The sequence below is a fragment of the Kutzneria kofuensis genome (assembly GCF_014203355.1).
GTDB classification, from domain to species: domain Bacteria; phylum Actinomycetota; class Actinomycetes; order Mycobacteriales; family Pseudonocardiaceae; genus Kutzneria; species Kutzneria kofuensis.
In genome coordinates, this window is the sequence record NZ_JACHIR010000001.1 from 7715967 (window position 1) to 7741291 (window position 25325).

Here is a 25325-nt window from a genome sequence, read left to right on the forward strand (position 1 = left end):
ATGGCGGTTCGGCGTGGCACGATGCCAGCCATGCGTTCCACTCAGCGAGACGACGGCCGGAATTCGGTGCTGGGCAGGGCGGTTTCGCTGCTGTCGGCCTTCCGGCAGGACGACGACCGGTGCGTAACACTGTCCGAACTGGCCCGTCGCGCCGGGGTCGCGAAGCCGACCGCGCACCGGCTCGCGGGGCAGCTGGTGGAACTCGGGTTGCTGGAGCCGGGGGAGGGCGGGCTGCGGCTCGGGCTGAGAGTTTTCGAGCTGGGGCAGCTGGTGCCACGGCAGCGGGGGCTGCGGGATGCCGCGCGGCCGTTCTTGGAGGATCTGCACCGGGCGTCGGGGGAGACGGTGCACCTCGCCGTGCTGGAGGCGCCGGACGTGGTGTACCTCGACAAGCTGACCAGCCGGGCGGCGCCGGCGGTGCCGTCGAGGATCGGGGGGCGGATGCCAGCTCATGCGACAGCGGTCGGGAAGGCGCTGCTGGCGCATGCGTCGGAAGACGTGCGGGAGGCGGTGCTGGCCCGGCCGTTGGAACGGGTCACGGCGCGGACGGTCGTGATGCGAGGGGTGCTGATGCGGGAACTGCGGAAGGTGCGGACCGAGGGGGTTGCGCACGAGTACGAGGAATCGGCGAATGGAGTGGTGTGCGCGGCCTGTCCGGTAGTGGACTCGGTGGGGAAGGCGATTGCGGCGGTGTCGGTGTCGGGGTGGGTGAACCGGATGCAGCTGGAGAGGGTGGTGCCGGCATTGCGGACAACGGCATTGATGTTGTCGCGGCAGTGGGGGTGAGGGTTCGCTTGTGGGTGGGCCGATTTTGTGTGGAGCCTCTGGACGATGGCCTACGGGGGGCATTTCCGGGCAGGCTTCGCCTGCCCCTCGCGCGGTGAGCTTAGGCCATCGTCCACCTCCACACAAAATCGGCCCAAGCGCATTGTTGGGGGTGGTGGGTTGGCGGTTGTCGGTCGCTGTGGAGTTGTCAAAGAACCGGGGTCAGTATTTGAATGGGCGGGTCGTGTAGTGGCGGCCGGTGGGGGTGGTCCAGTGTGAGGTGCCGTCAGGGTCGCGGGTGACGGTGTAGTTGTCGTGTTTGCGGTGGTGGTGCCAGGCGCAGAGGCCTTGGAGGTTGGCGGGTTCGGTGTTGCCGGCTGGCCAGGGGGTGATGTGGTCGTATTCCTGGATGGGGCTAACGCAACCGGGGGCAGTGCAGGTGCCGCCCGCCTGGACGTGGGCGAATTCCTTCATCAACGTGGTGGGGCGGTAGGTGTCGGTGGTGATGGCGGTGGCGTGGCGGTACTGGTCGAGGAGGATGCCGCGCCAGGGGCCGTGCATGGCCAACCCTCGGGCGGTGTCGGCGGCGATGGGGCCGTAGCCGGCGAGGTGGCCGGGGTCGTTGGTCAGGCCCATCAGGGTTTCCATGGAGAGGGTGACGAAGGTCCGGACGTTCCAGTCCCGAGACGCGCCCCGCAACCGGTCCAGGAGGGCGTCGGACCGTTTCTGGTCGGTGGTGCGGTCGTCGGTGGGCAGGGTCTGGGCGTCTTTGCAGAGTTGTTGGAACACGAGGTGGGCATCGGTGGCGGGCAGGATCCAGGTCAGTTTGGCCATGCCGTCGGGGAGTGGGGCGAACTCGACGCGGCGGTCCTTGCTGGCTTTGTGGCAGCGCTGCTCGTAGCCGTCGGGGTTGGCGTGGGCGACTAGGGCGGTGGTCTTGCGGCACAGTTGGGTGCGGTTCAACCCGGCGGCCACACCGACCAGGGCGTCTTCGACCTGGGTGACCAGGTCGGGGGAGAGGTGTTGGACCCGTTCCCGCACCGCGTCGAGCCGGCGGAAGTCGAGCTCGCCGCGCCGCAGCAGCTCGGCCAGGCGGGGCAGCGTGTCCAGCACCGTGGCGGCTTCCTTGCGCCGGGCCACGGTCTGCTCGGGTTCGGTGAGGGCCATGGCCAGTTCGGTGATGTCCTCGATCCGGCGCAGTGCCGCCAGTTCGACCCACTCGGCAAAGGCTTTGATCTTCCGGGCGAGAATGGACACCGTCACCAGTTGGTCGGTGTCCATCCTGGCCCAGTCCACACCCATGATCACATCTAACAGGTCCCCACTCGGTTCCTGATTCTCTAGTTCACGGGTGAGTTCTTTCATGTCTCCAGAATACTTCGCACGCATGATCGAACTCGAATCACTAACGGGTGATTGTTTCATGCATAATCGCGCCGGCCGCCACCTCGGCGGCGACACCGAACACCCGAGCGTGGATTTTGTGTGGAGGTGGACGATGGCCTAAGCTCTCCGCGCGAGGGGCAGGCGGAGCCTGCCCCGGAATTGCCCCTCGGAGGCCATCGTCCAGAGGCTCCACACAAAATCCACGCGACCCCCACCGCCAACCCAACGCCACCCGCAAAGCCCCAAAAAACTACTCCCCCAACAACCGCTGCCCCTTTCGCGCCCACTCCACCCTGGTCCGAGCCACCGCCGCGATCCCGTCGAACACATGCGCCTTCAACCGCGCGATCCGGTCATGATCCTCGGGGTCCCGCCGCGACAGCCGCTCCTTCAGCAGTGCCGTTTCCTTGCGCAGCAACCGATCCCGGTGCGCCTCCGCCTCCGCGGCCGCCTTCTCCTGCTCGGCGATGAACGCCTCCAACACCTCCACGGCCTCACCCGCCGGGATCATGTCGAAGTTCAACGCCTGCACCATGAACGGGTCCCGCGGCGGCGCGGCGTCGTGCGCCACGCCGAGCCACGACGTCAGCTCACGGTGCCCCTTCTCCGTCACCGAGTACACGGTCCGGGTCAGCCGCGGCCCACGAGCCTCCTCGTCACCGGCGATCAACCCGGCCTGCTCCATGCGACGAAGCATCGGATAGATCTGGCTCTGCGGCGCCGCCCAGATCCACCCGGTGGACCCGTCGAAGAACCGAACCAGGTCGTAGCCGGACATGGGGCGTGCCTCCAGCACCCCCAACAAGGCATGCTGTAGGGACATGATCCGATACTAACGGTCAGCCGTCGATCCGCATGCTCACGGTCTTCGGCTCGGTGAAGAACTCCCGGCTGAACGTCCCGCCCTCCCGCCCCAGCCCCGAGTCGCCGACCCCGCCGAACGGTGCCCGCAGGTCGCGCACGAAGAAGCAGTTGACCCACACGTTCCCGCTGCGCAGCGCGCCCGCCACCCGGTGCGCCCGGTGCAGCCCGTCGCTGAACACCATCGCCGACAGCCCGTACGGAGTGTCATTCGCCAGCCGAACACCCTCGTCCTCGGTTTCGAACGGCGTCACCGTCACGACCGGCCCGAACACTTCCTCCCGCTGCACCGGCGCATCGGCCGGCACCTCCGTCAGCACCGTCGGCCGCACGAACCAGTCCTCGCCCAGCCCACCGGTCACGACGGTCGCCCCACCGGTCTTCTCCGGTTCCAGGTACGAGACGACTTTCGCGTAGTGCTTCTCGGACGCGAGCGGGCCGATCGAGGTCGACGGGTCCGACGGATCGCCCAGCACCATCGCCTCCGCCGCCGTCACGAACCGCGACAGGAACTCGTCGTACACGCCCTGCTGCACGTACAGCCGGGAACCCGCGAGGCACACCTGACCCGTGTTGCTGAACGCCGCCCGGATCGACCAGTCCACGGCCACGTCGAGGTTCGCGTCGTCGAACACGAGGTTCGACCCCTTGCCGCCCAGTTCCAGGCTCACCGGCGTCAGGTTCGCCGCGCCCGCCGCCGCGATCGCCCGACCTGTCACGGAGGAGCCCGTGAACGTGATCCGGTCGACGCGCGGGTCCCGCGTCAGTACCGCGCCCGCGTCGCCGAAGCCGAGGACCACGTTCAGCACCCCCTCGGGAATGCCCGCCTCCAGCGCCAGCCGGCTGATGATCGTCGCCGAGTGCGGGGTGTCCTCCGCCGGCTTCAGGACCACGGTGTTGCCCCACGCCAGCGCCGGGGCGATCTTCCACGTCGCCAGCATCAGCGGGAAGTTCCACGGGGAGATCGCCGCCACCACGCCGGCCGACTCGTACCTGGTGTACGTGTGCATGCCGATGTCGGACGGCAACGCCTCGGCCACCGCCAACCGGGCGTGGTCCGCGAAGAACCGGAAGTTCTGCGCCGAGCGCGGCACGTCATGCGAGGCGGCCGCCGCGATGGGCTTGCCCATGTCCCGGCCCTCGGCCTCGCCGAGCTCCGCCGCGTGCTCCTCCATCAGGTCGGCGAACTTGTGCAGCAGCCGGCCGCGCTCGGCGAAACCCATGCGGGGCCACGGGCCTTCGTCGAAAGCCTTGCGCGCCGCGGCCACCGCCAGGTCCACGTCCGCCGCCGACGCGCGGGCGACCGTGGCGTAGCTCTGCCGCGTGTACGGGTCGATGTCGTCGTACGTCGCGCCGTCGGCGGAGTCGGTTTCCGCGCCGCCGATGATGTGTCGGATCTTCACGATGTCTGCTCCCTCAGTTGGACGGCGACGGGTTCCCGGCGGGCGACCGGCACGAGTCCCGTGGCGGCGAGACCGATGATCGCCACGGCGGCGAAGAGGTAGAAGTTCCACACGTAGCTCGCGCCGGAGGCGAGGACGAGGCCGCCGAGCACGGGGCCGAGGATGGCGCCGAGCCGGCCGACGCCGAGCGACCAGCCGATGCCGGTGGCGCGGGACGTGGGCGGATAGTAGCGGGTGACGAACACGTTGAGCAGGTTGGTGGTGCCGATGGTGCCGTAGCCGGCGATCCCGGACAGCACGTAGATGACCACTGTGGACGGTCGCGTGGCCAGCAGTGCGATGCCCAGCACGGCAAGCAGGAACGACACGGCGACGACCGGCTTGGAGCCGAGGATGTCGGCCGCCCGGCCGCCGATCACCGAGCCGATGACGGAGCCGAGGTTGAACACCAGCAGGAAGCTCAGTGCCGAGCCCAGCGGGAAGTCGGCCTGGCGCATGATCTGCGGCAGCCACGTGTTCATCCCGTACACCATCAGCAGCGAGCTGAAGCTGGCCAGCCACAACAGGATGGTGCCGACCCGGAAGCCGGGGGCGGCCAGCTCGCGCAGGCCGGCGAGCCAGCTCCGCTTCTCCGGCACGGAGATCACCGGAACCTCGACGCCGAGCCGCGAAGCCAACGCGGCGGCATCGTCGACCCGCCCGCGCAACACCAGGTATTCCAACGACTCCGGCAGCCAGCGCAGCGCGATCGGCACCGCCAGCACCGGGACGGCTCCGATGAGGTACATGACCTTCCAGCCCAGCGCGGGAATCACCGGGATCGCCAGCGCGGAGGCGAGGATGCCGCCGACCGCGTAGCCGGACTGCATCAGCGCGTACGTCAGGTTGTGCTTACCGGCCGGCGCGTACTCGACCACCAGCGCGGCCGCGGTGGGCATCAGGCCGCCGAGCCCGATCCCGGCCACGAACCTCAACAGCCCGAACACTTCCGCGTTCGGGGCGATCGCGCACAGCGCCGTGCAGGCGGAGAACCACACCATGCACAGCACGAGGATCCGACGGCGGCCGATCAGGTCGGTCACCGTGCCCACCAGCAGCGCGCCGATGAGCATGCCGATCAGCGCGTAGCTGCCGATGGTGCCCGCCTGCGCGGGGCCGATGTGCCAGTCAGCCAGCAGGGACGGCACGGTCGTGCCGTAGACGACGAGGTCGTAGCCGTCGAAGGTGACGGCGAAGGCGCACAGGGCCACGACGCTCCATAACGCGCCGCGGGAAATCGTGTTCGGCATGGCCGGGGGTCCTTTCACCGCGACGCTGCGGTCAGGTGGTGCCAGATGCGGTTGAGCAGTTCGGAGCCGGTCGCCGTCCACGCCGACTGTTCCTCGGCGGGCAACGGGCGGACGGGGCCGTGCGGGGCGACGGCGAGGATGAGCTTCGCGGTCTCGTCGAGGATCCACATGCGGGCGACGGCCTCGGCGATGGTGGCGCCGACGGTGATCGCGCCGTTGCCGCGCAACACCAGGGCGGACGCGCTGCCGAGGGCGGCGGCCAGTTCGCGGGCGATGGCCGGCTCGCGGATCAGGCGCGAGTTGTGGAAGATCGGGACGATCGAGCCGAGCAGCGAGCCCTGGCCGTGCAGCGGCACGAGCGGGATACCGAGCGCGGCGGTGGCCGCGACCGCCGGCGGCTGGGCCCGGCAGATCGCGCCGACGTCCGGGCGGACGGCGGCGATCGCGGTGTGCATCCACGCCTCGCGGGGCGCGTCGGCGGGAATCCTCTCCGCGCAAATGGACAGTTGTGGGAATTTTCCCCCGACCAGCGAGCCCAGCGGACGGGGCGGGGTGATGAGCAGCTCTTCGTCCGAAAGACGGGCGCTGACGTGCCCGAACGCGGTGACCAGCCCGGCCGCGTCGAGCGCGTGCCCGGCCCGGGTCAGGTCATCGGCGATGCTGGCTGGCGACATGCCGCAATGGTTACCTGTATCTGTATATCTGTCAACCATGGGATTGACATGTATATCTATACCTGTAACGTTGTGAGCGTTGAGTTACCGTCTGACAGCGAGGTGGGGCTGTGATCACCATCCAGGACATCGCCTATGTCCGCTCCGGCACCGCGGACCTGGAGACCGCCGTCGGCTTCGCGGTCGACATGGTCGGGCTCGAACTGGTCGAGCGGACCGAGGACCGGGCGTTTCTGCGGGCCGACAACCGGCACCACTGTCTGTCCTTTGTGGCCGGAGAGGCCGGCGTGCTGGCCTCCGCGTTCACCCTCGCCGACGAGGATCAACTGGCCGACGCCGAGACGGAGCTGGCGGCGGCCGGCCTGACCGTCACCCGTGGCGACAAGGCCGCGGCCGTCGACCGGCACGTGCGGGAGTTCATCGCCTTCGAGGACCCGTTCGGCAACGTCGTCGAGCTCGTGGTGGACCAGAAGGAGGTGCCGACGCCGGTGAACTTCGCCCGCGCCGCCGGCATCACCGAGTTCGGCCACATCTGCCTCGACGCCCCGGACGTCCGTGCCGCGCACAAGTTCTGGACCAGGCACTTCAGCATGAAGGTGTCCGACTGGATCGGCGACGCGGCCTGCCTGATGCGGTTCGATCCCGTGCACCACAAGATGGCCGTGTTCAAGGGCGCCGGCCCGGGCCTGTGTCACATGAACTTCCAGGTCGCCTCGATCGACGACGTCATGCGGAGCTGGCACTTCCTGGTGGACAACGGGATCGAGATCGAGCAGGGCCCCGGCCGGCACCCCCAGTCCGGCGCGGTCTTCCTGTACTTCAAGGGACCCGAGGGGCTGACGTACGAGTACTCGTACGGCGTGCGGCGGATCGAGGACGACGACGCGTGGCGGGTGCGCTACTTCGACCCCTCGGAGCCGGACGCGATCGACATGTGGCGTGGGCCGACCAACCGCTGCGCTTCCCAGCCGCAGCTGCGCGGACTGGCGGCCGGCTGATGCCCATCGTGCGGATCTCCGTGGCGGCCGGGCGAACCAGGGAGCAGCTGCGGGAGTGCATGCGGGCCGTGCACGACGCCGTGCGGGACAGCCTCGGCGCGCCGGACGCCTCGATCCGGGTGCTGATCACCGAGGTCGACCCCGAGCTGTGGAGCGCGGGCGGCCAGACCCTGGCCAAACGCGGCCGCTGAACCCCCGCGAGTCACGCTCTGGAGCACACCGAAATGGAGAGAACGGGCAGAACTGAGCCCCGAGGCCCAGTTCTGCCCGAAACCGACATTCGGTGTGTCTGAGAGCGTGACTCGCGGGGGTGTGGGGTCAGCTGTGGGAGACGGTCAGGGCGTAGAAGTGGACAGTCGCGCCGTTGGTGGAGCTGCTGCTGGCGGTCTGGTTGTAGTCGCCCGCCTTGAAATACTGCGGGTATCCGTTCCAGCCCGACGGAATGGCGAACTTCTGCGTGCTGCCGCCATTGATCTGGATGTTGATGGTGTTGCCGCCGGTGACGCTGATGACGTAGCTCCACTTGGTGTTCAGCGACACGTGGCCGACGGTGTGCGGGGTCTGGCCGCCGCCGGGTCCGTTCTCGATGCCGGCGATGATGTCGCCGTTGCTGTGGTAATAGAGCTCGACCAGCGGCTTGGTGGTGCCACTGCCCTCACTGGCGTGGATCTGTCCGACGCACACACTGGCCGGCACCTTTGTCACCTTCACGGTTGCGCTCAGCTTGTGGGTGCCGGGAAGGCCCCAACTGGCCGCGGACCCGTTCGAATTCATCTCCCGGAGTTCGGAACGGGAGAAGTTGGAGTTGGGCGTGTGCACGCCGTTCTCCGGGTCCCAGAACGTCATGGACCCGTCGGACGTGTCGGTGTAGAAGTACTTGTCCTGGAAGCCGTTCGGGCCTTTCAGCCGGCTGGGGCTGATGGTCGTCGGCGATCCGGGGGAGCCGACCGGCTCCTGGAGCGACCACACCGTCAGGTTGAAGTTTCCGCCCGGCGCGACGGACGTGTCCAGTGCCGGTGCTGCCATGGCGGACTGGCCGGCGAACAGGGCGCCGGCCGCGGCGAGGGTCAGGGCGCTCGCCGTCAGCTTCTTGTTCAATTTTTCTCCTCGCAGGGACGTGGCGGCGTCAGGGAACCGTGGGATCAGGCAGGATCACACGGTTTTCGGGCCGCCCCGTCACAGCGAGAAACGCTGGCAGGGGTTTTACGCATGGGGTTTTAATCTCCTCCGGTCTGGCGGCGGTGCCATACCGACTTCGAGAAGAGCAGGGGCCATCAGTTTGAGATACCCGTGCTTGCCCCGTCAATACCTTTCGGCGAGCCGAATTGTTCAGGTCCGTGAACCGCTGAGCAGGGACAACAGTTGTTCCACATCGTGGATGATCTGGTCGCGCGGGGTTCGGGCCCGCACCGCGACCCGGATCCCGAGCCAGGCGTTGAAGGCGACGGCGGTGAGCGTCCCCGGATCGATCCGGTCGGTCACCGAGCCGTCCCGCTGGCCCCGCCGGACCTGCGCGTCGAGCGCCTCGCGGCTCACGTCCAGGTGTCGGCGCAGGCGCTCGGCCGCGTCGTCGTCGGTCGGCCCCAGTTCGGTCGAGCTGTTCACGATCAGGCAGCCGCGCAGGTCCTTGTCGTCCGACTCGAGGATGGCGGCGAACAGGGCGCGGATCGCGGACAGGCCGTCGGCGGCGCTGGCGGCCGACCGCCGGAAGCCGTCCTCGGTCATGCCGATGTAGCGGTCGAGGGCGCGCAGGTACAGCGAGTGCTTGTCCCCGAAGGTGTCGTACATGCTGCGTCGGCCGACCCCGGTGCGCTCGACCAGGTCCTGCACCGAGGTCGCCTCGTAGCCGCGCTCCCAGAACAGCGCCATCGCGTCGGCGACCGCCTCGTCCGGGTCGAATTCCTTGTGCCGAACCATGGGGACAACCTCTCACACGGTCACAAGGCGGCGCTCAGGTTGGCCTTCGCCTTGCGGCTGAGCTCGTCGTAGATCACCTCGGCCTCGCCCTTGGCCACGGCGTCCAGCGTGGTGCGGACGACCTCGGCCGGGTCGGCCTTGCCGCTGGGCACGTGGGCCGCCATGTCGGTGTCCATGTAGCCGACGTGCAGGCCGGTCACGGTGATGCCCTTGGGCGCGAGTTCCTGGCGGACCAGGTTGGTCATCGCCCACTCGGCCGCCTTGGCCACCACGTAGGCGCCGTTGCCCGGGGCGTGCAGCCAGGACAGCACGGACGCGACGTTGAGAACGGCGCCGCCGCCGTTGCGCTCGATGATCGGCGCGAAGGCGCGGATCGCCGCCAGCGGCCCGACGTAGTGGGTCTCCAGCTCCAGGCGGATGGTGTCGAAATCGGCGTCCAGCACCGAGGTCTCGCTGGAGATGCCGGCGTTGTTGATCAGGAGGGTGGCGTCGGCGGCGACCTCGGCGGCCGCCTCGATGCTGGCGTGGTCGGTGATGTCGAGGCGCAGCGGGATCGCGCCCTCGATGTCGACGGTCTCCGGGCGGCGCGCGGTGGCGTACACCTTGGCGCCGCGGGAGATGAGCTGTTCGGCGAACTGGCGGCCCAGGCCGCGGTTCGCGCCGGTCACGACGGCAACGGTCTTGGTGAAGTCCATGTCGCCGACGATAGTCTGTTGAGAACGAACGGTGCAATAAGAGCGGCGGTGACCGCTGACACATCTGTCGGTGCCGGGAAGCTGACACGCCGACACAACATGTGGGTGCTTGCGACTGCTCGCCGTCCATGTATTGTGCTCACCGAGCTGGTTCGGCCGCCCCGCCAAGGTGGTCGTCGTAAGAGGGAACCCGGTGCGAATCCGGGACTGCCCCGCAGCGGTGAACGGGAACGACCGCCGTCACGAAGCACTGGACGCACGCGTCCGGGAAGCGACGGCCAGTAGGTGCCGACCAGGCATGCCCGTGAGTCCGAAGACCTGCCCGCTCGCCCGTTCGCACCGTGAACGGGCCCGTGTCCAGGCCCCGAGGGAGGGCGTGGGGACTCCTTGGCGCACGCGCCAACCGTGTCCTCGCGCGCCCGAAGCGGCCCACAGCGTGCGAGGAGTCAAGGCTGTGACGGTCTCCGACCAGACTGTCGTGCGGGTCGACGCCGATCCCCACCCGACGATGCGGGTGCGAAAACGAAGCGGCGCCGTCGAAACCGTCGACGTGAACAAGATCGTGAAGGCGGTCGGCCGCTGCGCGGTCGGCCTGGCCGAGGTGGACCCGCTCCGGGTGGCGACCAAGACGATCAACGGCCTGTACGACGGCGCGACCACCGAGGAGCTGGACCGGCTGTCCATCCAGACGGCCGCCGAGCTCGTGGCCGAGGAGCCCGAGTACTCCAAGCTGGCCGCGCAGCTGCTCGCCGCCTACATCGACAAGGAGGTCCGCGGCCAGGGCATCCACTCGTTCAGCCAGAGCATCGCGCTGGGCCACCGCGAGGGCCTGATCGGCGACGAGACGGCCACGTTCGTGGCCACCCACGCCCGCAAGCTCGACGACGCGATCGACGCCGACGCGGACCGCCGCTTCGAGTACTTCGGACTGCGCACGGTGTACGACCGCTACCTGCTGCGCCATCCCAACACCCGGGCCGTCGTGGAGCGCCCGCAGTACTGGCTGCTGCGCGTGGCCTGCGGCCTGTCGCACACCGCGGGCGAGGCGATCCGCTTCTACCGCCTGATGTCCTCGCTGGCGTACCTGCCGAGCTCGCCGACGCTGTTCAACTCCGGCACCCGGCACACCCAGATGTCGTCCTGCTACCTGCTGGACTCGCCGCGCGACGAGCTCGAGTCGATCTACGAGCGGTACGCGCAGGTGGCGCAGCTGTCCAAGTTCGCCGGCGGCATCGGCGTGCAGTGGTCCCGGGTCCGCTCCCGCGGCGCCCTGATCCGCGGCACCAACGGCCACTCCAACGGCATCGTGCCGTGGCTGCGCACGCTGGACGCCTCGGTGGCGGCGGTCAACCAGGGCGGCCGGCGCAAGGGCGCTGCCTGCGTCTATCTGGAGACGTGGCACCCGGACATCGAGGAGTTCCTGGAGCTGCGCGACAACACCGGCGAGGACGCGCGCCGCACGCACAACCTCAACATCGCCAACTGGATCCCGGACGAGTTCATGCGCCGGGTCGAGGCCGACGCCGAGTGGTCGCTGTTCGACCCGGACGAGACGCCGGAGCTGCCGGACCTGTGGGGCGAGGACTTCGACCGCGCCTACCGCGCCGCCGAGGAAGCGGGCCGGGCCGTGCGCACGGTCAAGGCCCGTGACCTGTACGCGAAGATGATGCGCACGCTGGCGCAGACCGGCAACGGCTGGATGACGTTCAAGGACACGGCCAACCGCACCTGCAACCAGACGGCCGAGCCCGGCAACGTGGTGCACCTGTCCAATCTCTGCACGGAGATCCTGGAGATCACCAGCGACACCGAGACCGCGGTGTGCAACCTCGGCTCGGTCAACCTCGGCGCGCACGTGGCCGGCGACAGCATGGACTGGCCCCGGCTGCGGGAGACCGTCCGCACCGCCGTGACGTTCCTCGACCGCGTGATCGACATCAACTACTACCCGACCGAGCCGGCGGGCCGGTCCAACCCGCGCTGGCGGCCGGTCGGCCTGGGCGTGATGGGCCTGCAGGACGTGTTCTTCAAGCTGCGCCTGGACTTCGACTCGGCGCCGGCCTCGGAGCTGTCCACCCGGATCGCTGAGGAGATCTACCTCACCGCGCTGGAGACCTCCGCCGACCTGGCCGTGAGCGCCGGCGCGCACCCGGCGTACAACCAGACCCGCGCGGCCCGCGGCGACCTGCAGCCGGACCTGTGGGGCGTGACGCCGACGCAAACCGAGCGCTGGGCCCAGTTGCGGGAGCGTGTCGCCGAGCACGGCCTGCGCAACTCGTTGCTGGTGGCGATCGCGCCGACCGCGACCATCGCCTCCATCGCCGGCTGCTACGAGTGCATCGAGCCGCAGGTGTCCAACGTCTTCAAGCGCGAGACCCTGTCCGGGGAGTTCTTGCAGGTCAACACCTATCTCGTCGCCGAACTGAAGAAGCACGGCCTGTGGACCGCGCCGACCCGCGCCCAGCTCAAGCGGGACGACGGCTCCGCGCAAGGACTCACGGGTCTGCCCGCGGCGAGCCGGTCGCTGTTCCGCACCGCGTGGGAGCTGCCGCAACGGTCCCTGATCGACCTGGCCGCCGCCCGCGGCCCGTACATCGACCAGAGCCAGTCGCTGAACCTGTTCGTCGCGTCGCCGACGATCGGCAAGCTCTCCTCGATGTACCGCTACGCCTGGCAAACCGGGCTGAAGACCACCTACTACCTGCGTTCCCGGCCGGCGACACGCATCCAGCAGGCCACCGTCCCCACGGTGGACACCGATGCGATCGCCTGCTCCCTGGAGAACCCCGAGTCCTGCGAGGCATGCCAGTGACCGTGACAACCCCTTCTGGCCTGGAGAACACCGCCCGCAGGCAGTCCCTGCTCGACCCGGGCATGGACCTCACGCTGCGGCCGATGCGCTATCCGCTGTTCTACGAGCGTTTCCGCGACGCCATCAAGAACACCTGGACGGTCGAGGAGGTCGACCTGCACTCCGACCTCGCCGACCTGCGCAAGCTGACGCCGGCCGAGCGGCACCTGATCAACCGGCTGGTCGCGTTCTTCGCCACCGGCGACACCATCGTCGCCAACAACCTCGTGCTCAACCTGTACGAGCACGTCAACGCGCCCGAGGCGCGGCTGTACCTGTCGCGGCAGCTGTTCGAGGAGGCCGTGCACGTCCAGTTCTACCTGACGCTGCTGGACACCTACCTGCCCGACGAGAACGAGCGGGCCGAGGCGTTCGCCGCGGTGGAGAACATCCCGTCGATCCGGGACAAGGCCGAGTTCTGCTTCAAGTGGATCGACTCGATCCAGCACCTCGACCAGTTGCGCGGCAAGGAGGACCGCCGCGGCTTCCTGCTCAACCTGATCTGCTTCGCCGCCTGCATCGAGGGCCTGTTCTTCTACGGCGCCTTCGCGTACGTCTACTTCCTGCGGTCACGCGGCCTGCTCAACGGCCTCGCCTCGGGCACCAACTGGGTTTTCCGCGACGAGTCCATGCACATGGCGTTCGCGTTCGACGTGGTGGACACCGTGCGCCGCGAGGAGCCGGACCTGTTCGACGACGAGCTGCACGCGCAGGTCCGGCAGATGCTGCGGGAGGCCGTCAACGCCGAGACCCGGTTCGCCGAGGACCTGCTCGGGCAGGGCGTGGCCGGCATGTCGTTGGCGGACATGCGGTCCTACCTGGAGCACGTCGCCGACCGCCGGCTGGCCGCGCTGGGCCTGCCGCCGGAGTTCAACGCCCGCAACCCGTTCGCGTTCATGGAGTTGCAGGACGTGCAGGAGCTGTCCAACTTCTTCGAGCGCCGCGTGTCGGCCTATCAGGTGGCTGTGACGGGAACCGTCAGCTTCGACGAAGATTTCTGACCTGTGCTTTCGGGGACAGCGGCCATCAAGAATCCGTTCGGGTGACCCTGGCGACTTGCGTGGGGCGCCTACCATGGGTCGGTGATGGATGGTGTTCGACGGGTCGTCGTCGGTGTCGACGGCTCGGTCGGCAGCTTGCAGGCGTTGCGACGGGCGGTGACCGAGGCACGGATGCGCGCGGTCCCGCTCGTCGCGGTGATCGCGTGGAGCGCGCCGGGTGGCGAGGTCGCCTACCGGCGCACGCTCGACGTGCAGCTCAAGCAGTTGTGGGAGCAGGGCGCCTGGGAGCGGCTGGCCAGGGCGTGGGACGAGGCACTGGGCGGCATCCCGCAGGACGTCGACGTGCAGCAGATGGCGGTGCGGGCCGACGCGGGCAAGGCGTTGGTGTGCATCGCGAACGACGAGAGCGATCTGCTGGTGGTCGGGGCGGGGCGGCGGAACCTGTTGCGCCGCGCCCTGATCCCGTCGGTGCCGAGGTACTGCGCCGCCCACGCGCAGTGCCCGGTGCTGCTGGTTCCGCCGACGACGCTGGCCCGGCAGATGCATCACGGCGTGCTGCCGCGGCTGTTGCGGCGCAGGCGCGCCGTGAACCACCTGGTCGGAGGCTGAGCGGAAAGCCACGGGGCGAGCTGCAGGACGCCGAAGAGCACCTCGACGGCGAAGAAGAACCACAGCAACCCCGTGGCGCCGTGCACCGCCCCGTAGGCTTCCCACACAGCGAACAGGCTTCGCGCCACGCCGTCGTACAGGCCGTACACCGCTCGCGGCCCGGTGAGGCGCAGCGCCGCCCACACGACCACCACCGATCCCATCAGGTTGGCGTACATGACCTGGGTGGGATCGGCGGCCGGCATCCCTCCGAGTCCGAGCGCGAGGCCCAGGGCGGACAGCGCCTGTCGGATCAGTTCGTACGTCCACGGCGTGACAAACGCCGCCGTGACAACAAGGTCGTAGCCGGCACTGACGAGGACGAGTCGACGGTAGTTCACGGGGCCGACGCTAAACGGTGGAGTACGCTCCAAGGTCAAGTCCACCGAGCGACGGAGCGGGCCATGCGTATCGGAGAACTGGCCGCGCGGACGGGCATGAGCAGGGACGCCATCCGGTTCTACGAGAAGGTCGGGCTGGTCGCCGGCCGGCGGCTCGGCAACGGCTACCGTGACTTCCCGCCCGAGACGGTCCCGTGGCTGCGGTACGTCCGCACCGCGCAGGCGCTCGGGTTCTCGCTCGGTGAGATCGCCGAGCACCTCGCCGAACTCCGGGACGCACCCGATTCGGCCGACGCGCTGTCGGCGCTGTTCCAGGACAAGATCCGGCTCATCGACGCGCGCATGGCCGAACTCGCCGCCCTGCGTGCCGATCTGGTGGCGCGCGTGGGCACCGGATGCCCGCTGCGCGCTAGCTCTCCGGCTGCCAGCGGTACTTCCTGAGGTCCACCCGCTGGCCGTCGGCGAGTACACCCTCGGCCCGCAGCCGCGCCAGCTGTTCGTGCGCGATGTGGGGCGCGGGCGTGCCGTTCGCCCGCAGGATCCGGTGCCACGGCAGGTCGTGCCCGTCCTCGGCGAGCATCGCCCCCACCATGCGCGGGCTGGGCGCGCCGACCCTGGCGGCGATGTCGCCGTAGGTCGACACCCGCCCCGGCGGCACGTCCCTGATCGCGTCCCGCATCCGCTCGTGCAGTGCCTCGTCCATGCGCGAATTATGCCTGCTCTGTGACAGGTTCTTGACGGTTCCCCACAGCGCTCGGCCCAGCGGCCCGGCGTGGCTAGCGTCGCGGCCATGCGACGAAGCATCATGGCCGCGGCGGGGTCCGTGGCACTCAGCATCGCGGTCGCCGCACCGGCGACCGCGGGTCCGGCGCCGGGCGCGGACAATCTCGGCGATCGGGTCTTCGCCACTCTGGGCAACGGCGGTTACGACGTCGAGCACTACGACGTCAGCTTCGACTACCGGCCGGGCACGCCGCTGATGGACTCGGCGGTCCGTATCGACGCGACGGCGACGCAGGCGTTGTCGGCGTTCAGCCTGGACTCGACGGTTCGGAAGATCAACTCCGTCGAGGTCGACGGCCGGCCGGCGCAGTTCCGGACGCAGGACAGCAACGAGAAGCTCTACGTCACGCCGGATCGGCCGCTGGCCAAGGGCAAGCACTTCGACGTGGAGATCTCGTACGTCTCCGACCGCGGCTACGACCCGAAGTCGCCGGCGCCGGCCGATCCGGAGGGCGTGCACTGGTTCGAGAAGCCGGACGGGTTCGTCACGTTCGCGCAGCCGGACCGGGCGCACGAGTTCTTCCCCGGCAACGACCATCCGAGCGACAAGGCGCGGATCACCACGCACATCACGGTCCCGAACGACGTGCAGGCAGTGTCCAACGGCACGCTCCGCAACAAGAAGACGGTGGGGGACCGCACCACCTACACGTACGGCACGCGGGACCCGATCCCCACCGACACCGCGGTGTTCGCCGTCGGCCACTTCACCGAGATCGACAGCTTGGGGCCGAACGGCCTGCCGCTGCGCAGCTACGTGGCATCGTCCCAGGTGGACGCCAGCAAGGCGTTCGTGGACGACATCCCGAGCCAGGTCGCGTGGGTGGAGAAGCAGCTCGGGCCCTACCCGTTCGAGACCTACGGCGTGCTCGGCGTCGAGGGTGGCTACTTCGCGGCGATGGAGAACGCCACGCTCGCCACGTTCGACGCCAAGTCCGGCCTGCAGGGGCCGATCGAACTCACCGCCACGATGGTGCACGAGCTCGTGCACCAGTGGTTCGGCGACGCCGTCTCCGTCAACCGGTGGAGCGAGGACATGTGGCTCAGTGAGGGCCACGCCAGCCTCTACAGCTTCCTCTACCAGGGCGACAAGGGTTTCCGGCCGGCCGAGGTCGGTCTGAAGCAGTGGTACGAGCAGGACAACAGCTTCCGTGCCTCCGACGGGCCGCCCGGACGGCCCAAGGACACGATCAGTGTGCTGGGCACCACCAACAGCGCCGCGCTGATGCTGTACGGGCTGCGCACGATGGTTGGCGCCGACACGTTCCAGCGCATCGAGAGGACGTTCTTCGAGAAGTTCCGCAACCGCGCGGCGTCCACTCAGGACTACATCGACGTGACGAACCGCGTGACCGGAAAGGACTTCACCGGCTACTTCAAGGACTGGCTCTACGGCGACCACACGCCGCCGATGCCCGGCCACCCGGACTGGGTGCCCGGTAAGGCGTGACCCCGGGGGCGCTGCCGGTCGATGTGACCGGCAGCGCCTCTTCACGTGGTCACAGCGTCGAGCACTGCCCGGTCGACCCGCCGCGCACGGTGTTCGGCGCGGCGATGTTGCCGGGTGCGGGGGTGTTTCCGGCGCAGCTGAGCGTGCCGGAGACCGCGATCCCCGCGACCACCGGCTGCCGCGATCCGGTGTGGTTGCCGGACAACGTCAGCGCGCCGGTGATGGCGCCGCCGACGATCGTCACGTCCTGCGCGGTGCCGGCGATGGTCGTCGCCCCGTGCACGGTCGTGTCCAGCAGTTCCACCGCGTTCGCGCTGGTCGCCGCGATGCCACCGGTGATCGTCGAACCCGTGGCGACGAGCGAAGCGCCCGGTTGCACGACGATGGCGCCGCTGACCTGCGCGTGATCCAGGCACGTGACTCCGGCGCCGATCACCAGCGCGCCCTCGTGCCGGCCGGTGATCGTCGTGGTGCAGGCCGGCGGCGCCGGCAGCAGGTTCACCTGGAAGCTCTGGGCCGCCGCGGTGTTGCCGGCCGCGTCCGTGGTGCGGTACTCGATGGTGTGCTGGCCGTAGCTCGGTGTCGGATCGTCCCAAGGGGACAGGCGTGGCTTGCCCAGCTTGCCGTACACGAGATAGTCGATCTCGGTGCCACTCGGCGTGAAGTGCCACGGCTGGCTGGAGTCCGTCGGCCAGCCGAAGTAGTTGAACCAGCCGTCGCCGTCCGTGCGGAACTCGCTGACCAGGGACCCGGTCCGGTCGTCGGCGCCGGTCAGCTTCATCGTGAACGGTCCATTGTAGACGTACTCGTCGGTGCCGTCGGCCTTGCGCACGGTCAGCAGCGAGTCCGACAGCTTGTACGACGTGGACGGATCCGTGGCGTCGACCGTCCAGCTGCGGGTCTTGCCGCCGGCCGTCGCGGTCAGCGTGTGCGAACCGGTCAGGTGGAGACCCTTGAGGTCGACGTCGTTCGCCGTTGTCGACAACGCCTTGCCGTCGACCGCCCACTTCACCGGCACCACCTGGTTGGTCGGGTGCGTGGTGTCGGCGAACACGACCTCGTCCGCGCCGACCGGACGGTCCGTCTCCGTGACGTCGGTGAAGTCCACTGCCGTGTTCGTGGGCGGCGTCTTGACCGCGGTGTCGACGGTCCAGGTGCGGGTGTTCGTCAGCGCGGCCCGGATGGCCGGGTCACGAACGAAGTCCGTCGGGTCGGTGACCGTCGCCGTCAGCTTGTGCCTGCCGGGCTTGAGATTCTGTTGCCGCAGGTCCAGTTGCTGGCCGTTCGCCGGCAGCTGCTTGCCGTCCAGGCTCCACGTGATCGTCAGCTGGTGGCTGTTCGGGTGCATCGGCACCACCCACACCACCCGGTCCGCGCCGATCGGCTTCGACGTCGGCGTCGCGTCCTGCACGATGCTGGTCTTGGCCGAGATCGACTTGGTCATGTCCTCGCGGCCGACCTGGTCGTAGTAGTAGCCCAGGGTCTTCATGATGGAGTGCGCGCTCGGCCGCCAGACTCCGGTGCTGCTGTACATGCCCGACTCGTAGCGGCCGATCGTGCCGCCGGACAGGCTCGGCTCGCCCAGCCAGCGCCACCACTTCTTCTGCTGCTGCGTCATCTGCTGCTCCGTGAGCAGCGTGTGGTGCACCGAATCCGGCTCGCCGCCGGTGTACGCGTCGCCGCGCACACCCCGCGCGTAGTAGTCGTACTCGTCCTGCAGGCCGCCCAGCGAATGGCCCAGCTCGTGCGGCGTGATCAGCGACGACATCGCGTTGCCGCCCGAGGCCGTCGCGTACGTGCCGCCGACGCCGCCGTACGTGGTGCTGTTGGCGATCGCCAGGATCTGGCGGTTGGCCGCCGTCGTGCCCGGCACCAGGTTGGCGTACGTGGTCGCCGCGGTGTCGTCCATCTCCAGCGCCCGCTGCACGCCCTGCGGGTCGCAGCCCGACCAGAACGCCATGTGCAGCGGCGTGTTCCGCTGCGGCGAGGTCAGGTCCGGGTCGCAGCTCACGCCCGAGTCCGGCGACGGGATCTCCACCGAGTACACGTTGATGTAGTTGCGGTACGACTTGTACGGCTCGATGGTGAACAGCACGTTCATGTGCTTGTCCACGTCCGCCCGGAACTTCGGCATGTCCGCGGTCGTGTAGCCGTCGCCGAGGATCACCAGGTTGAAGCGCTTCGCCGGGTCGCCCGTCACCCGGATCGGCACCACCGTCGCCGCCGCGGTGTCCGCGTGCGCCACTATTGGGATCGGCCCCAGGGCCAGCGCCGACGCCATGCCGGCGATAAGGATTCGTCTCAACACCCGGCCGACGCTAGGAACCGGGCGATCCGCCCACAAGGGTCCGATGGTCGCCTTGTTTCAACGGATTTCCCGCTAGTGTCGGTTGCCGTGCTGACTGCCGAGATGGTCGTGGACGCGCTCGACGTGGCCGATCCCGTGGTGTCGCCGGACGGGAACTGGGTGGCGTACGAGTTGCGGCCGGTGGGCGAGGTGTGGCTGGCCGGTGCATCGACGGCACGGCGGTTGGCTGCCGGCTCGAAACCACGCTGGGCAGCGGATTCGCGGTCGCTCTACGTCCTTGTCGACGGCACTGCGGTGCACCGGGTGGAGTTGGCCGGCACGTCCGCTGTGATGGTCACGTGGGAGCCCGGTATCGACGACCACCTTCCGTTGGCCGACGGCGTCGCCTTCATCGCCCCCGACTCCGTGCCCGACGGCATCCAGGTTCGCGGCACCGTGCGGCCTTCGCGGCTGCGGGTGGCCGACTCCGACGGGATTCGTGTCCTGTACGGGGATCGGCACGTCAGCGAGGTCGCGCAGCAGCCCGGCGGCGGGCTGCTCGCCGTGCTCACCTGGTCCAGCAACGAGATCGACCCGGGTCTGCTCGAACCGGAGCTGCACGTCGTGTCGTTGGACGGCGCGGTGCGTGACCTCGGGCCGGCCGTGGTCGGGGCGCATTCGCCGGTGTGGCGGCGGGCCGGCGACTGGCGGATCGCCTATCTCGCTCTGACGCCGCCCAGCCTGCAGTCCGGCGTCGCCGTGTACGACGTCGTCGACGGCAACCTCACGGCCGGGATGCCGGCGTGCCCGTTCGAACTCGTACAGGCCGAGGACGGCGACCCGCTCATGGTTGTCGCCGAGGGGCTCGACACGTCCCTGCACCGGCTCTCCGCCGGGCTCGTCTTCCGGCACACCGGCCTGGTCAAGCAGGTCAGTGTTGGTGGCGATTCGCTCGCGGCGATCGTCAGCACCGCGTACGAGCCGCAGAACCTGCACTTCAACGGGGTTCGGGTCACCGACACCCGGCCCTGGGCCCGTGACATCACGTGGGGGACGCAATCCCGGCTGTCGTACCAGGCCTCGGACGGTCTCGAACTCGACGGACTGCTCGTCGTGCCGGCCGGCACCGGGCCGTTTCCGCTGATCACGATCGTGCACGGCGGCCCGTACGACCGGTACTCCGACCAGTTCGCGCTGCAGTGGGCCCCTTCCGGGCAGTGGCTCGCACTCGCCGGCTACGCCGTGTTCCTGCCCAATCCGCGCGGCAGCCAGGGTCGTGGGCACGCGTTCGCCGAAGCCGTCAGCGGCGCCGTCGGGCAGGAGGAGTGGACCGACATCCTCACCGGCATCGACCTGCTCATCGCCGACGGCGTCGCCGATCCTCACCGGCTCGGCATCGCCGGCTGGAGCCACGGCGGCTTCATGACCGCGTGGGCCATCGGGCACACCGACCGCTTCGCCGCCGCCGTGATGGGCGCCGGCGTCACCGACTGGGGCATGCTCGCCGGCAGCGGCGAATGGGGCCGGTTCGAGGCCGCCCTCGGCGGCAGCACCGGTTGGGAAGGTGTCGGTCCGCATCCGCACGACCGGCTCAGCCCCATCTCCTACGCCTCCGCCGTGCGGACCCCCGTGCTCATCGTGCACGGCGCCGAGGACACCAACGTTCCCCTCGCCCAGGCCGAGTACTTTCACCGGGCGCTGCGCCACTACGGCGCCGAGCACGAATTCGTCGTCTATCCCCGTGAGGGCCATTCGTTCCGGGGTCGGGACCACCGTCTCGACCTGCTCAACCGCACCCGCGCCTGGTTCGACCGCTGGCTCTAGGAGCGGTCACGTGACTTTGTGCGCGAGGAGCTGAACTTCCTGGAACTGCCGCTTGTCGGTGGGCGTCGGCTCGACCACCGTGCGCGCTGTCTCCGTCAATCCATGATCGCGGAGGAGAGCGGCGAGGTGGTCGGGGGACCACCGGTAGGCCGTCGCCACCGTGTGGTCGTAGGACTGCGTCTCGTGCTGGGGGCCGTCGGTGGCGGGGAAGTCGATCAACAAGTGCCCGCCGGGAGCCAGTACCCGGGCTATCTCGGCCACGATGGCGGGCAGCTCCCGCGGTGGGGTGTGGATGACCGACCACCGCGCGAGCACGCCGCCGAGTGCGCCGTCCTCGATGTCGAGGTCGGCCATCGAGCCGACCTCGAACCGCAGTGCGGGGTTGGCTTCGCGAGCGAGTTCGATCATCGCGGGGGAGACGTCGACGCCGAACGCCTTCAGCCCCAGCCCATGGAGGTGAGCCGTGATGTGGCCCGGTCCGCAGCCGAGGTCCGCGACCTCGTCGTTGCCGTTCGTCCGCACCAACTCCGCGAAGGCGCTCAGGAGCGCACGCTCCAGGGGGCGGTCGCGCAAGGTGTCGTGGAAGAGCTCCGCGTATGTGGTCGCGACGGCGTCGTACGCCTCGCTGGTGGCGTGCACGGTGTCGAGTTCGGTCACTCGGGGACCGTATCGGGCGACAGGAAACGCGTTTCGGGAACGCCTGACCACAGCAGGGTCGCCGGCGCGAATCCGGTGAATAATCCGGGCCATGGGCTACGACCTCGATCTGGCCGACCGGATCCGGGAGCTGGTCGGCACCGAACGGAACGTCGTCGAGCAGGCGATGTTCGGCGGCCTGGCGTTCCTGGTCAACGGGAACATGTCGGTGGCGGTGAGCCGGCAGGGCGGGCTGCTGGTGCGGGTGGACCCGGCGGAGGTGGAGCCGCTGATCAGCGACAAGGTGGCGCCGGCGGTGATGGGCGGCCGGGAGATGCGCGGCTGGCTGAGGGTGCACGAAGAGGTGGTGGAGAGCGACGACGGCCTGGCGGAGTGGGTGCGAAGGGGCGTCGGCTACGCCAGGTCACTGCCGGCGAAGAAGGGCCGCTGACGGGTCGACGCCGGTGAGCTCGACGCTCCGCTCCCACACGGCGGCGGCGAGGGCGGTGTCGGCGAGGATGCCGCGAACGGGTTCGAGCCGGGGAACGCCGCGGAGGCCGAACAGCCGAGGGCCCCAGAGCTGACCGCTGCGTACCGACGGGTCCAGCACGCAGCGCACGGCGGGCCAGGCACCGGAATCCTTGCCTTGCAACAGAAGACGTTGTGGATGTAGTCCGGCGGCCCGGGTGTGCACTGGCGGCCGGGACGGCGTGAGGGAGTCGAGCGCGCCGCCGGGATGGTTGACGACGCTGACAACGCCGCCACGCCGGGCCAGTTCGAAGCCGAACAGCATCTGCGCCAGCTTGGACCGCGCGTACGCCCGCTTGCCGTCGTGCTCGTGAGCCGAGAACTCCGCCGACTTGGCGACGAAACTGCCGGTGGTCACGACGCGTGAGGCGGGAGACAGGTGGGGCGCGAGCCACGCGGTCAGTGCGAAGTGCCCCAGGTGGTTGACGGCGAAGGCCCGCTCCTCCGGATCGGACCCCTCGACCAGCACGCCGGCGTTGAGCACGACGGCGTCGAGGGGCACGGCCAGCCGGTCGGCGGACGCCCGCAGCGACGCCAGGTCGGCCAGATCCAGCGGCAGAAACCGCAGGGACGCCTCGGGATGGCGTGACCGGATCGCGGTCATGGCCGCCTCGGCCCGCGCGGCGTCGCGGCAACCGAGCACGACGGTCGCGCCGGCGCCGGCGAGCTGCTCGGCGACGAAGTAGCCGATGCCCGCATTGCCGCCGGTGACCAGCACGGTCCGGCCGTCGGCGCGCGGCGGATGGTGCACGTCCCAAGAAGTCATAGCCACACCGTAATCGGAGTCATTCCGAGTTTGCAATCGCTTCGAGCACGGGTACGGTGGCGGCATGACGGAAGGGCGGCGCGAGCGCAAGAAGGCGGCCACCCGGCGGGCGCTGTCGGACGCGGCCCGGCGGCTCTTCCTCGAACGGGGCTTCGACAAGGTCACGGTCGCGGAGATCGCGGAGACGGCCGACACGGCGGTGTCGACCCTGTTCGTGCACTTCCCCGCGGGCAAGGAGGCCCTGATCCTCGGTGACGGCGCGGAACGCGAACGGGCGCTGACCGCGGCGGTCCAGGAGCGCGGGGCGAAGTCCGTCCTCGACGCACTGCGGGACTTCCTCGCCACCCGCGGCCCCTTCGAGGCCGATCCCGACCCGGAGACCCGTCGCATCGCCGAACTGGTCGCCACGACGCCGGCCCTGCGTGCCTACGCCCGGGCCATGTGGACGAACAACGAGGAGTCGCTGGCCGAGGTCATCGCGGCGGAAACCGGCCGCGACGCCGACGACCTGTCGCTGCGCCTGCTCGCCCGGTACGTGCTGGAGATCCCGGACCTGGCCGGCACCGCGCCGAACGCCCCCGCCGCGCTGGACGTCGCGTTCGAGCACCTCAAGCGCGGCTGGCCGGACCTCTGACATGGCGCCGGTCGTCGTGGTGGGGGCGGGGCCGACGGGCCTGACCGCCGCGGCGCTGCTGGCCCGGCACGGCGTCGACTGCCTGGTGCTGGAACGCCGAACCCGGCCGCATCCGCAGCCGAGGGCCGTGCACCTCGACGACGAGGCGTACGCGATCTTGGCGAGCGTCGGCGTCGACCTCGGGGCGATTTCCCGGCCGGGCCAGGGATTGCGGCTGCTCGACGCGGGCATGCGCGTTCTGGCGGAGTTTCGCCGCGACGCGGCGGCCGGCCGGCACGGCTACCCCGAGGCGAACATGTTCGACCAACCCGATCTGGAACGGATTCTCCGCCGGAAGGTCACCGTTCTCGACGGCGCGGAGGTCACGGAGATCATCCAGCACGGTGATCACGTCCGCGTGAACGGTGAGCGGGCGGACTACGTGCTCGGCTGCGACGGGGCGAACAGCTTCGTGCGTAACGCGATCGGCGCGCGGATGCGGGATCTCGGCTTCGCGCAACGGTGGCTGGTGGTGGACATCGACACCGATGCGGACCTGGGGCAATGGGAAGGCGTGCACCAGGTCTGCGACACCCGGCGCGCGGCGACGTACATGCGGGTCGGAAAGTCCCGCTACCGCTGGGAGTTCCGGCTCCGTGACGGTGAAACCGCCGCTGACTACCAGGATCTGAGCCGGCTGCGGCCACTGATCGCGCCGTGGGCGCGGGTCGAGGACCTGGAGCTGCGCCGGGTCGCGGAATACACCTTCCGCGCCCAGATCGCCGACAAATGGCGTCACGACCGGGTTTTCCTGCTCGGCGACGCCGCCCACCTGACGCCGCCGTTCATCGGCCAGGGCCTCGGCGCCGGCCTGCGGGACGCGGCGAACCTCGCGTGGAAGCTCGCCGCCGTCCGCGATGGCGAGTTGCCCGCCTCGGTGCTCGACACGTATCAGGCCGAACGGTTGCCGCACGTCCGAACGATGATCCGCCTGGCCAAGCTGCTCGGCGCGGCGATGACCGAGGGCGGTGAGTTCGGCAACCTGCTCCGCCGTGTCGTCATGCCGCGCCTGCATCTGGTGCCAGGACTGAAGAATCGCGTGCTCAGCAGCGAAACCCCCGCGCTGCGCCGGTCCGAACTCGTGCGGCGGCCCCGATTCCGCCGCAGCCTGGCCGGCTCACTGTGTCCCGGCCTGATGCCCGACCGGATGACCGTCGTGACGGCCGAGACGCACCCGGAGCTCGCCGACTGGCTGCGGCACGGGCACGCACGCGCGGCGCTCATCCGTCCCGACGGTGTGGTGCTTGAGGCGACACCCTCCGGGCCGCCGCGCTGACAACGGGGGGTTGACATGACAACCCGGGGTTGTCACCATGGTCTCATGGCAACCACCGATGATCCCCACCGTGAGACCTTCGAGCGCATCAAGGAAGTCCGCGCCCAGGCCATCCACCACGCCCGCCTCGCCCAGCAGTTCGCCGCCGAGCGCCGCGACCTGATGCAGGGCCTCATCGCCCAGGGCGTCACCCAGGCCGACATCGCCCGCGAACTCGGCGTCAGCCGCCAGGCCATCCAGAAGATGCTGTCGGTCTGAGGGCCGTTCCCGGGG

At 69.4% G+C, this 25325-nt stretch carries 26 protein-coding genes and 1 riboswitch; of the genes, 13 read left to right on the forward strand and 13 right to left on the reverse strand.

What is annotated here, in order from left to right; genetic code table 11:
* Positions 1–30: 30 nt before the first annotated feature.
* A complete protein-coding gene (locus tag BJ998_RS35220) occupies positions 31–786 on the forward strand; it encodes an IclR family transcriptional regulator (protein WP_184867620.1) in 756 nt (251 codons plus the stop codon).
* A gap of 201 nt (positions 787–987) precedes the next feature.
* Here the strand turns inward: BJ998_RS35220 and BJ998_RS35225 are convergent, their stop codons facing one another.
* The 5 genes from BJ998_RS35225 to BJ998_RS35245 all read right to left on the reverse strand — a co-directional run bounded on the left by BJ998_RS35225 (position 988) and on the right by BJ998_RS35245 (position 6378).
* Positions 988–2067, reverse strand: coding sequence for an HNH endonuclease signature motif containing protein (locus tag BJ998_RS35225; RefSeq protein ID WP_184867621.1), 1080 nt, complete (start codon positions 2065–2067; stop codon positions 988–990).
* Positions 2068–2401: 334 nt separating this feature from the next.
* Positions 2402–2974 carry a PadR family transcriptional regulator gene (locus BJ998_RS35230; RefSeq protein WP_184867622.1) on the reverse strand — a complete coding sequence of 191 codons (573 nt, stop codon included), beginning with the start codon at positions 2972–2974 and terminating at the stop codon, positions 2402–2404.
* A gap of 16 nt (positions 2975–2990) precedes the next feature.
* Entirely contained in the window at positions 2991–4415 is a 1425-nt protein-coding gene (locus tag BJ998_RS35235; RefSeq protein WP_312890474.1) for an aldehyde dehydrogenase, read from the reverse strand.
* On the reverse strand, positions 4412–5704 hold the full coding sequence (locus BJ998_RS35240; RefSeq protein WP_221338228.1) for an MFS transporter: 1293 nt from the start codon (positions 5702–5704) through the stop codon (positions 4412–4414). The genes BJ998_RS35235 and BJ998_RS35240 overlap by 4 nt, the downstream gene beginning before the upstream one ends.
* 14 nt (positions 5705–5718) lie before the next feature.
* Positions 5719–6378: a class II aldolase/adducin family protein gene (locus tag BJ998_RS35245; RefSeq protein ID WP_184867623.1), complete on the reverse strand. Its 660-nt coding sequence runs from the start codon at positions 6376–6378 to the stop codon at positions 5719–5721.
* Between the two features lie 110 nt (positions 6379–6488).
* Here BJ998_RS35245 and BJ998_RS35250 point away from each other — a divergent pair, with 110 nt between their 5' ends.
* Together BJ998_RS35250 and BJ998_RS35255 are read left to right on the forward strand one after the other, a co-directional pair.
* Positions 6489–7376 carry a VOC family protein gene (locus BJ998_RS35250; protein ID WP_184867624.1) on the forward strand — a complete coding sequence of 296 codons (888 nt, stop codon included), beginning with the start codon at positions 6489–6491 and terminating at the stop codon, positions 7374–7376.
* A complete protein-coding gene (locus BJ998_RS35255) occupies positions 7376–7567 on the forward strand; it encodes a tautomerase family protein (protein ID WP_184867625.1) in 192 nt (63 codons plus the stop codon). The genes BJ998_RS35250 and BJ998_RS35255 overlap by 1 nt, the downstream gene beginning before the upstream one ends.
* Before the next feature lie 127 nt (positions 7568–7694).
* Here BJ998_RS35255 and BJ998_RS35260 read toward each other — a convergent pair whose 3' ends face one another.
* The 3 genes from BJ998_RS35260 to BJ998_RS35270 form a co-directional block, all read right to left on the reverse strand.
* A complete protein-coding gene (locus BJ998_RS35260; protein WP_246488718.1) occupies positions 7695–8474 on the reverse strand; it encodes a polysaccharide lyase family 7 protein in 780 nt (259 codons plus the stop codon).
* Positions 8475–8705: 231 nt separating this feature from the next.
* A complete protein-coding gene (locus BJ998_RS35265; RefSeq protein WP_184867626.1) occupies positions 8706–9293 on the reverse strand; it encodes a TetR/AcrR family transcriptional regulator in 588 nt (195 codons plus the stop codon).
* A 20-nt stretch (positions 9294–9313) separates the two neighbouring features.
* Positions 9314–9988 (reverse strand): SDR family oxidoreductase, encoded by a 675-nt coding sequence (locus tag BJ998_RS35270; protein ID WP_184867627.1) that lies wholly within the window; start codon positions 9986–9988, stop codon positions 9314–9316.
* A 131-nt stretch (positions 9989–10119) separates the two neighbouring features.
* Positions 10120–10328: riboswitch (cobalamin riboswitch) on the forward strand.
* A gap of 114 nt (positions 10329–10442) precedes the next feature.
* Between BJ998_RS35270 and BJ998_RS35275 the strand changes: the two genes are divergently transcribed.
* The 3 genes from BJ998_RS35275 to BJ998_RS35285 all read left to right on the forward strand — a co-directional run bounded on the left by BJ998_RS35275 (position 10443) and on the right by BJ998_RS35285 (position 14449).
* The gene (locus BJ998_RS35275; RefSeq protein ID WP_312890475.1) at positions 10443–12800 is read left to right on the forward strand and encodes a ribonucleoside-diphosphate reductase subunit alpha; all 2358 of its coding nucleotides are present in this window, start codon (positions 10443–10445) and stop codon (positions 12798–12800) included.
* Between the two features lie 2 nt (positions 12801–12802).
* Complete coding sequence (locus BJ998_RS35280; RefSeq protein ID WP_312890476.1) at positions 12803–13840, forward strand: ribonucleotide-diphosphate reductase subunit beta; 1038 nt, start codon at positions 12803–12805, stop codon at positions 13838–13840.
* A gap of 84 nt (positions 13841–13924) precedes the next feature.
* Positions 13925–14449, forward strand: a complete 525-nt coding sequence (locus BJ998_RS35285; RefSeq protein ID WP_184867629.1) for a universal stress protein — start codon at positions 13925–13927, stop codon at positions 14447–14449.
* Here BJ998_RS35285 and BJ998_RS35290 read toward each other — a convergent pair.
* Positions 14386–14829 (reverse strand): hypothetical protein, encoded by a 444-nt coding sequence (locus BJ998_RS35290; protein ID WP_184867630.1) that lies wholly within the window; start codon positions 14827–14829, stop codon positions 14386–14388. The genes BJ998_RS35285 and BJ998_RS35290 overlap by 64 nt on opposite strands.
* 63 nt (positions 14830–14892) lie before the next feature.
* On the opposite strand from BJ998_RS35290, the gene BJ998_RS35295 reads away from it, so the two are divergent.
* Positions 14893–15270: a MerR family transcriptional regulator gene (locus BJ998_RS35295; protein WP_184867631.1), complete on the forward strand. Its 378-nt coding sequence runs from the start codon at positions 14893–14895 to the stop codon at positions 15268–15270.
* Here the strand turns inward: BJ998_RS35295 and BJ998_RS35300 are convergent.
* Positions 15239–15532 (reverse strand): MGMT family protein, encoded by a 294-nt coding sequence (locus tag BJ998_RS35300; RefSeq protein WP_184867632.1) that lies wholly within the window; start codon positions 15530–15532, stop codon positions 15239–15241. The genes BJ998_RS35295 and BJ998_RS35300 overlap by 32 nt on opposite strands.
* An 87-nt stretch (positions 15533–15619) precedes the next feature.
* On the opposite strand from BJ998_RS35300, the gene BJ998_RS35305 reads away from it, so the two are divergent.
* Positions 15620–17062 carry a M1 family metallopeptidase gene (locus BJ998_RS35305; RefSeq protein ID WP_221338229.1) on the forward strand — a complete coding sequence of 481 codons (1443 nt, stop codon included), beginning with the start codon at positions 15620–15622 and terminating at the stop codon, positions 17060–17062.
* A 49-nt stretch (positions 17063–17111) separates the two neighbouring features.
* Here the strand turns inward: BJ998_RS35305 and BJ998_RS35310 are convergent, their stop codons facing one another.
* Positions 17112–19370, reverse strand: a complete 2259-nt coding sequence (locus BJ998_RS35310) for a M64 family metallopeptidase (RefSeq protein ID WP_312890477.1) — start codon at positions 19368–19370, stop codon at positions 17112–17114.
* Positions 19371–19457: 87 nt separating this feature from the next.
* Here BJ998_RS35310 and BJ998_RS35315 point away from each other — a divergent pair, with 87 nt between their 5' ends.
* Positions 19458–21173: a S9 family peptidase gene (locus BJ998_RS35315; protein WP_312890478.1), complete on the forward strand. Its 1716-nt coding sequence runs from the start codon at positions 19458–19460 to the stop codon at positions 21171–21173.
* 6 nt (positions 21174–21179) lie between these two features.
* Here BJ998_RS35315 and BJ998_RS35320 read toward each other — a convergent pair whose 3' ends face one another.
* Positions 21180–21830: a class I SAM-dependent DNA methyltransferase gene (locus BJ998_RS35320; protein ID WP_184867633.1), complete on the reverse strand. Its 651-nt coding sequence runs from the start codon at positions 21828–21830 to the stop codon at positions 21180–21182.
* A gap of 91 nt (positions 21831–21921) precedes the next feature.
* Between BJ998_RS35320 and BJ998_RS35325 the strand changes: the two genes are divergently transcribed.
* Entirely contained in the window at positions 21922–22260 is a 339-nt protein-coding gene (locus BJ998_RS35325; RefSeq protein WP_184867634.1) for a TfoX/Sxy family protein, read from the forward strand.
* Here BJ998_RS35325 and BJ998_RS35330 read toward each other — a convergent pair.
* Positions 22234–23103 carry an SDR family NAD(P)-dependent oxidoreductase gene (locus BJ998_RS35330; RefSeq protein ID WP_184867635.1) on the reverse strand — a complete coding sequence of 290 codons (870 nt, stop codon included), beginning with the start codon at positions 23101–23103 and terminating at the stop codon, positions 22234–22236. The two genes, BJ998_RS35325 and BJ998_RS35330, sit on opposite strands and share 27 nt — an antisense overlap.
* 64 nt (positions 23104–23167) lie before the next feature.
* Between BJ998_RS35330 and BJ998_RS35335 the strand changes: the two genes are divergently transcribed.
* Genes BJ998_RS35335 through BJ998_RS35345 form a run of 3 tightly spaced genes read left to right on the forward strand, consistent with a single transcriptional unit; the run spans position 23168 to position 25310 of the window.
* Positions 23168–23737, forward strand: coding sequence for a TetR/AcrR family transcriptional regulator (locus tag BJ998_RS35335; RefSeq protein ID WP_184867636.1), 570 nt, complete (start codon positions 23168–23170; stop codon positions 23735–23737).
* Position 23738: 1 nt separating this feature from the next.
* A complete protein-coding gene (gene mhpA / locus BJ998_RS35340) occupies positions 23739–25052 on the forward strand; it encodes a bifunctional 3-(3-hydroxy-phenyl)propionate/3-hydroxycinnamic acid hydroxylase MhpA (protein ID WP_184867637.1) in 1314 nt (437 codons plus the stop codon).
* 45 nt (positions 25053–25097) lie between these two features.
* On the forward strand, positions 25098–25310 hold the full coding sequence (locus BJ998_RS35345; protein WP_184867638.1) for a helix-turn-helix domain-containing protein: 213 nt from the start codon (positions 25098–25100) through the stop codon (positions 25308–25310).
* Positions 25311–25325 lie beyond the last annotated feature (15 nt).

Coding starts and splice junctions, on each gene's coding strand:
- BJ998_RS35220 (WP_184867620.1), top strand. CDS start 31: ATGCGTTCCACTCAGCGAGACGACGGCCGGAATTCGGTGCTGGGCAGG.
- BJ998_RS35225 (WP_184867621.1), bottom strand. CDS start 2,067: ATGGGTGTGGACTGGGCCAGGATGGACACCGACCAACTGGTGACGGTG.
- BJ998_RS35230 (WP_184867622.1), bottom strand. CDS start 2,974: ATGTCCCTACAGCATGCCTTGTTGGGGGTGCTGGAGGCACGCCCCATG.
- BJ998_RS35240 (WP_221338228.1), bottom strand. CDS start 5,704: ATGCCGAACACGATTTCCCGCGGCGCGTTATGGAGCGTCGTGGCCCTG.
- BJ998_RS35245 (WP_184867623.1), bottom strand. CDS start 6,378: ATGTCGCCAGCCAGCATCGCCGATGACCTGACCCGGGCCGGGCACGCG.
- BJ998_RS35255 (WP_184867625.1), top strand. CDS start 7,376: ATGCCCATCGTGCGGATCTCCGTGGCGGCCGGGCGAACCAGGGAGCAG.
- BJ998_RS35265 (WP_184867626.1), bottom strand. CDS start 9,293: ATGGTTCGGCACAAGGAATTCGACCCGGACGAGGCGGTCGCCGACGCG.
- BJ998_RS35270 (WP_184867627.1), bottom strand. CDS start 9,988: ATGGACTTCACCAAGACCGTTGCCGTCGTGACCGGCGCGAACCGCGGC.
- BJ998_RS35285 (WP_184867629.1), top strand. CDS start 13,925: ATGGATGGTGTTCGACGGGTCGTCGTCGGTGTCGACGGCTCGGTCGGC.
- BJ998_RS35295 (WP_184867631.1), top strand. CDS start 14,893: ATGCGTATCGGAGAACTGGCCGCGCGGACGGGCATGAGCAGGGACGCC.
- BJ998_RS35300 (WP_184867632.1), bottom strand. CDS start 15,532: ATGGACGAGGCACTGCACGAGCGGATGCGGGACGCGATCAGGGACGTG.
- BJ998_RS35305 (WP_221338229.1), top strand. CDS start 15,620: ATGCGACGAAGCATCATGGCCGCGGCGGGGTCCGTGGCACTCAGCATC.
- BJ998_RS35325 (WP_184867634.1), top strand. CDS start 21,922: ATGGGCTACGACCTCGATCTGGCCGACCGGATCCGGGAGCTGGTCGGC.
- BJ998_RS35330 (WP_184867635.1), bottom strand. CDS start 23,103: ATGACTTCTTGGGACGTGCACCATCCGCCGCGCGCCGACGGCCGGACC.
- BJ998_RS35335 (WP_184867636.1), top strand. CDS start 23,168: ATGACGGAAGGGCGGCGCGAGCGCAAGAAGGCGGCCACCCGGCGGGCG.
- mhpA (WP_184867637.1), top strand. CDS start 23,739: ATGGCGCCGGTCGTCGTGGTGGGGGCGGGGCCGACGGGCCTGACCGCC.
- BJ998_RS35345 (WP_184867638.1), top strand. CDS start 25,098: ATGGCAACCACCGATGATCCCCACCGTGAGACCTTCGAGCGCATCAAG.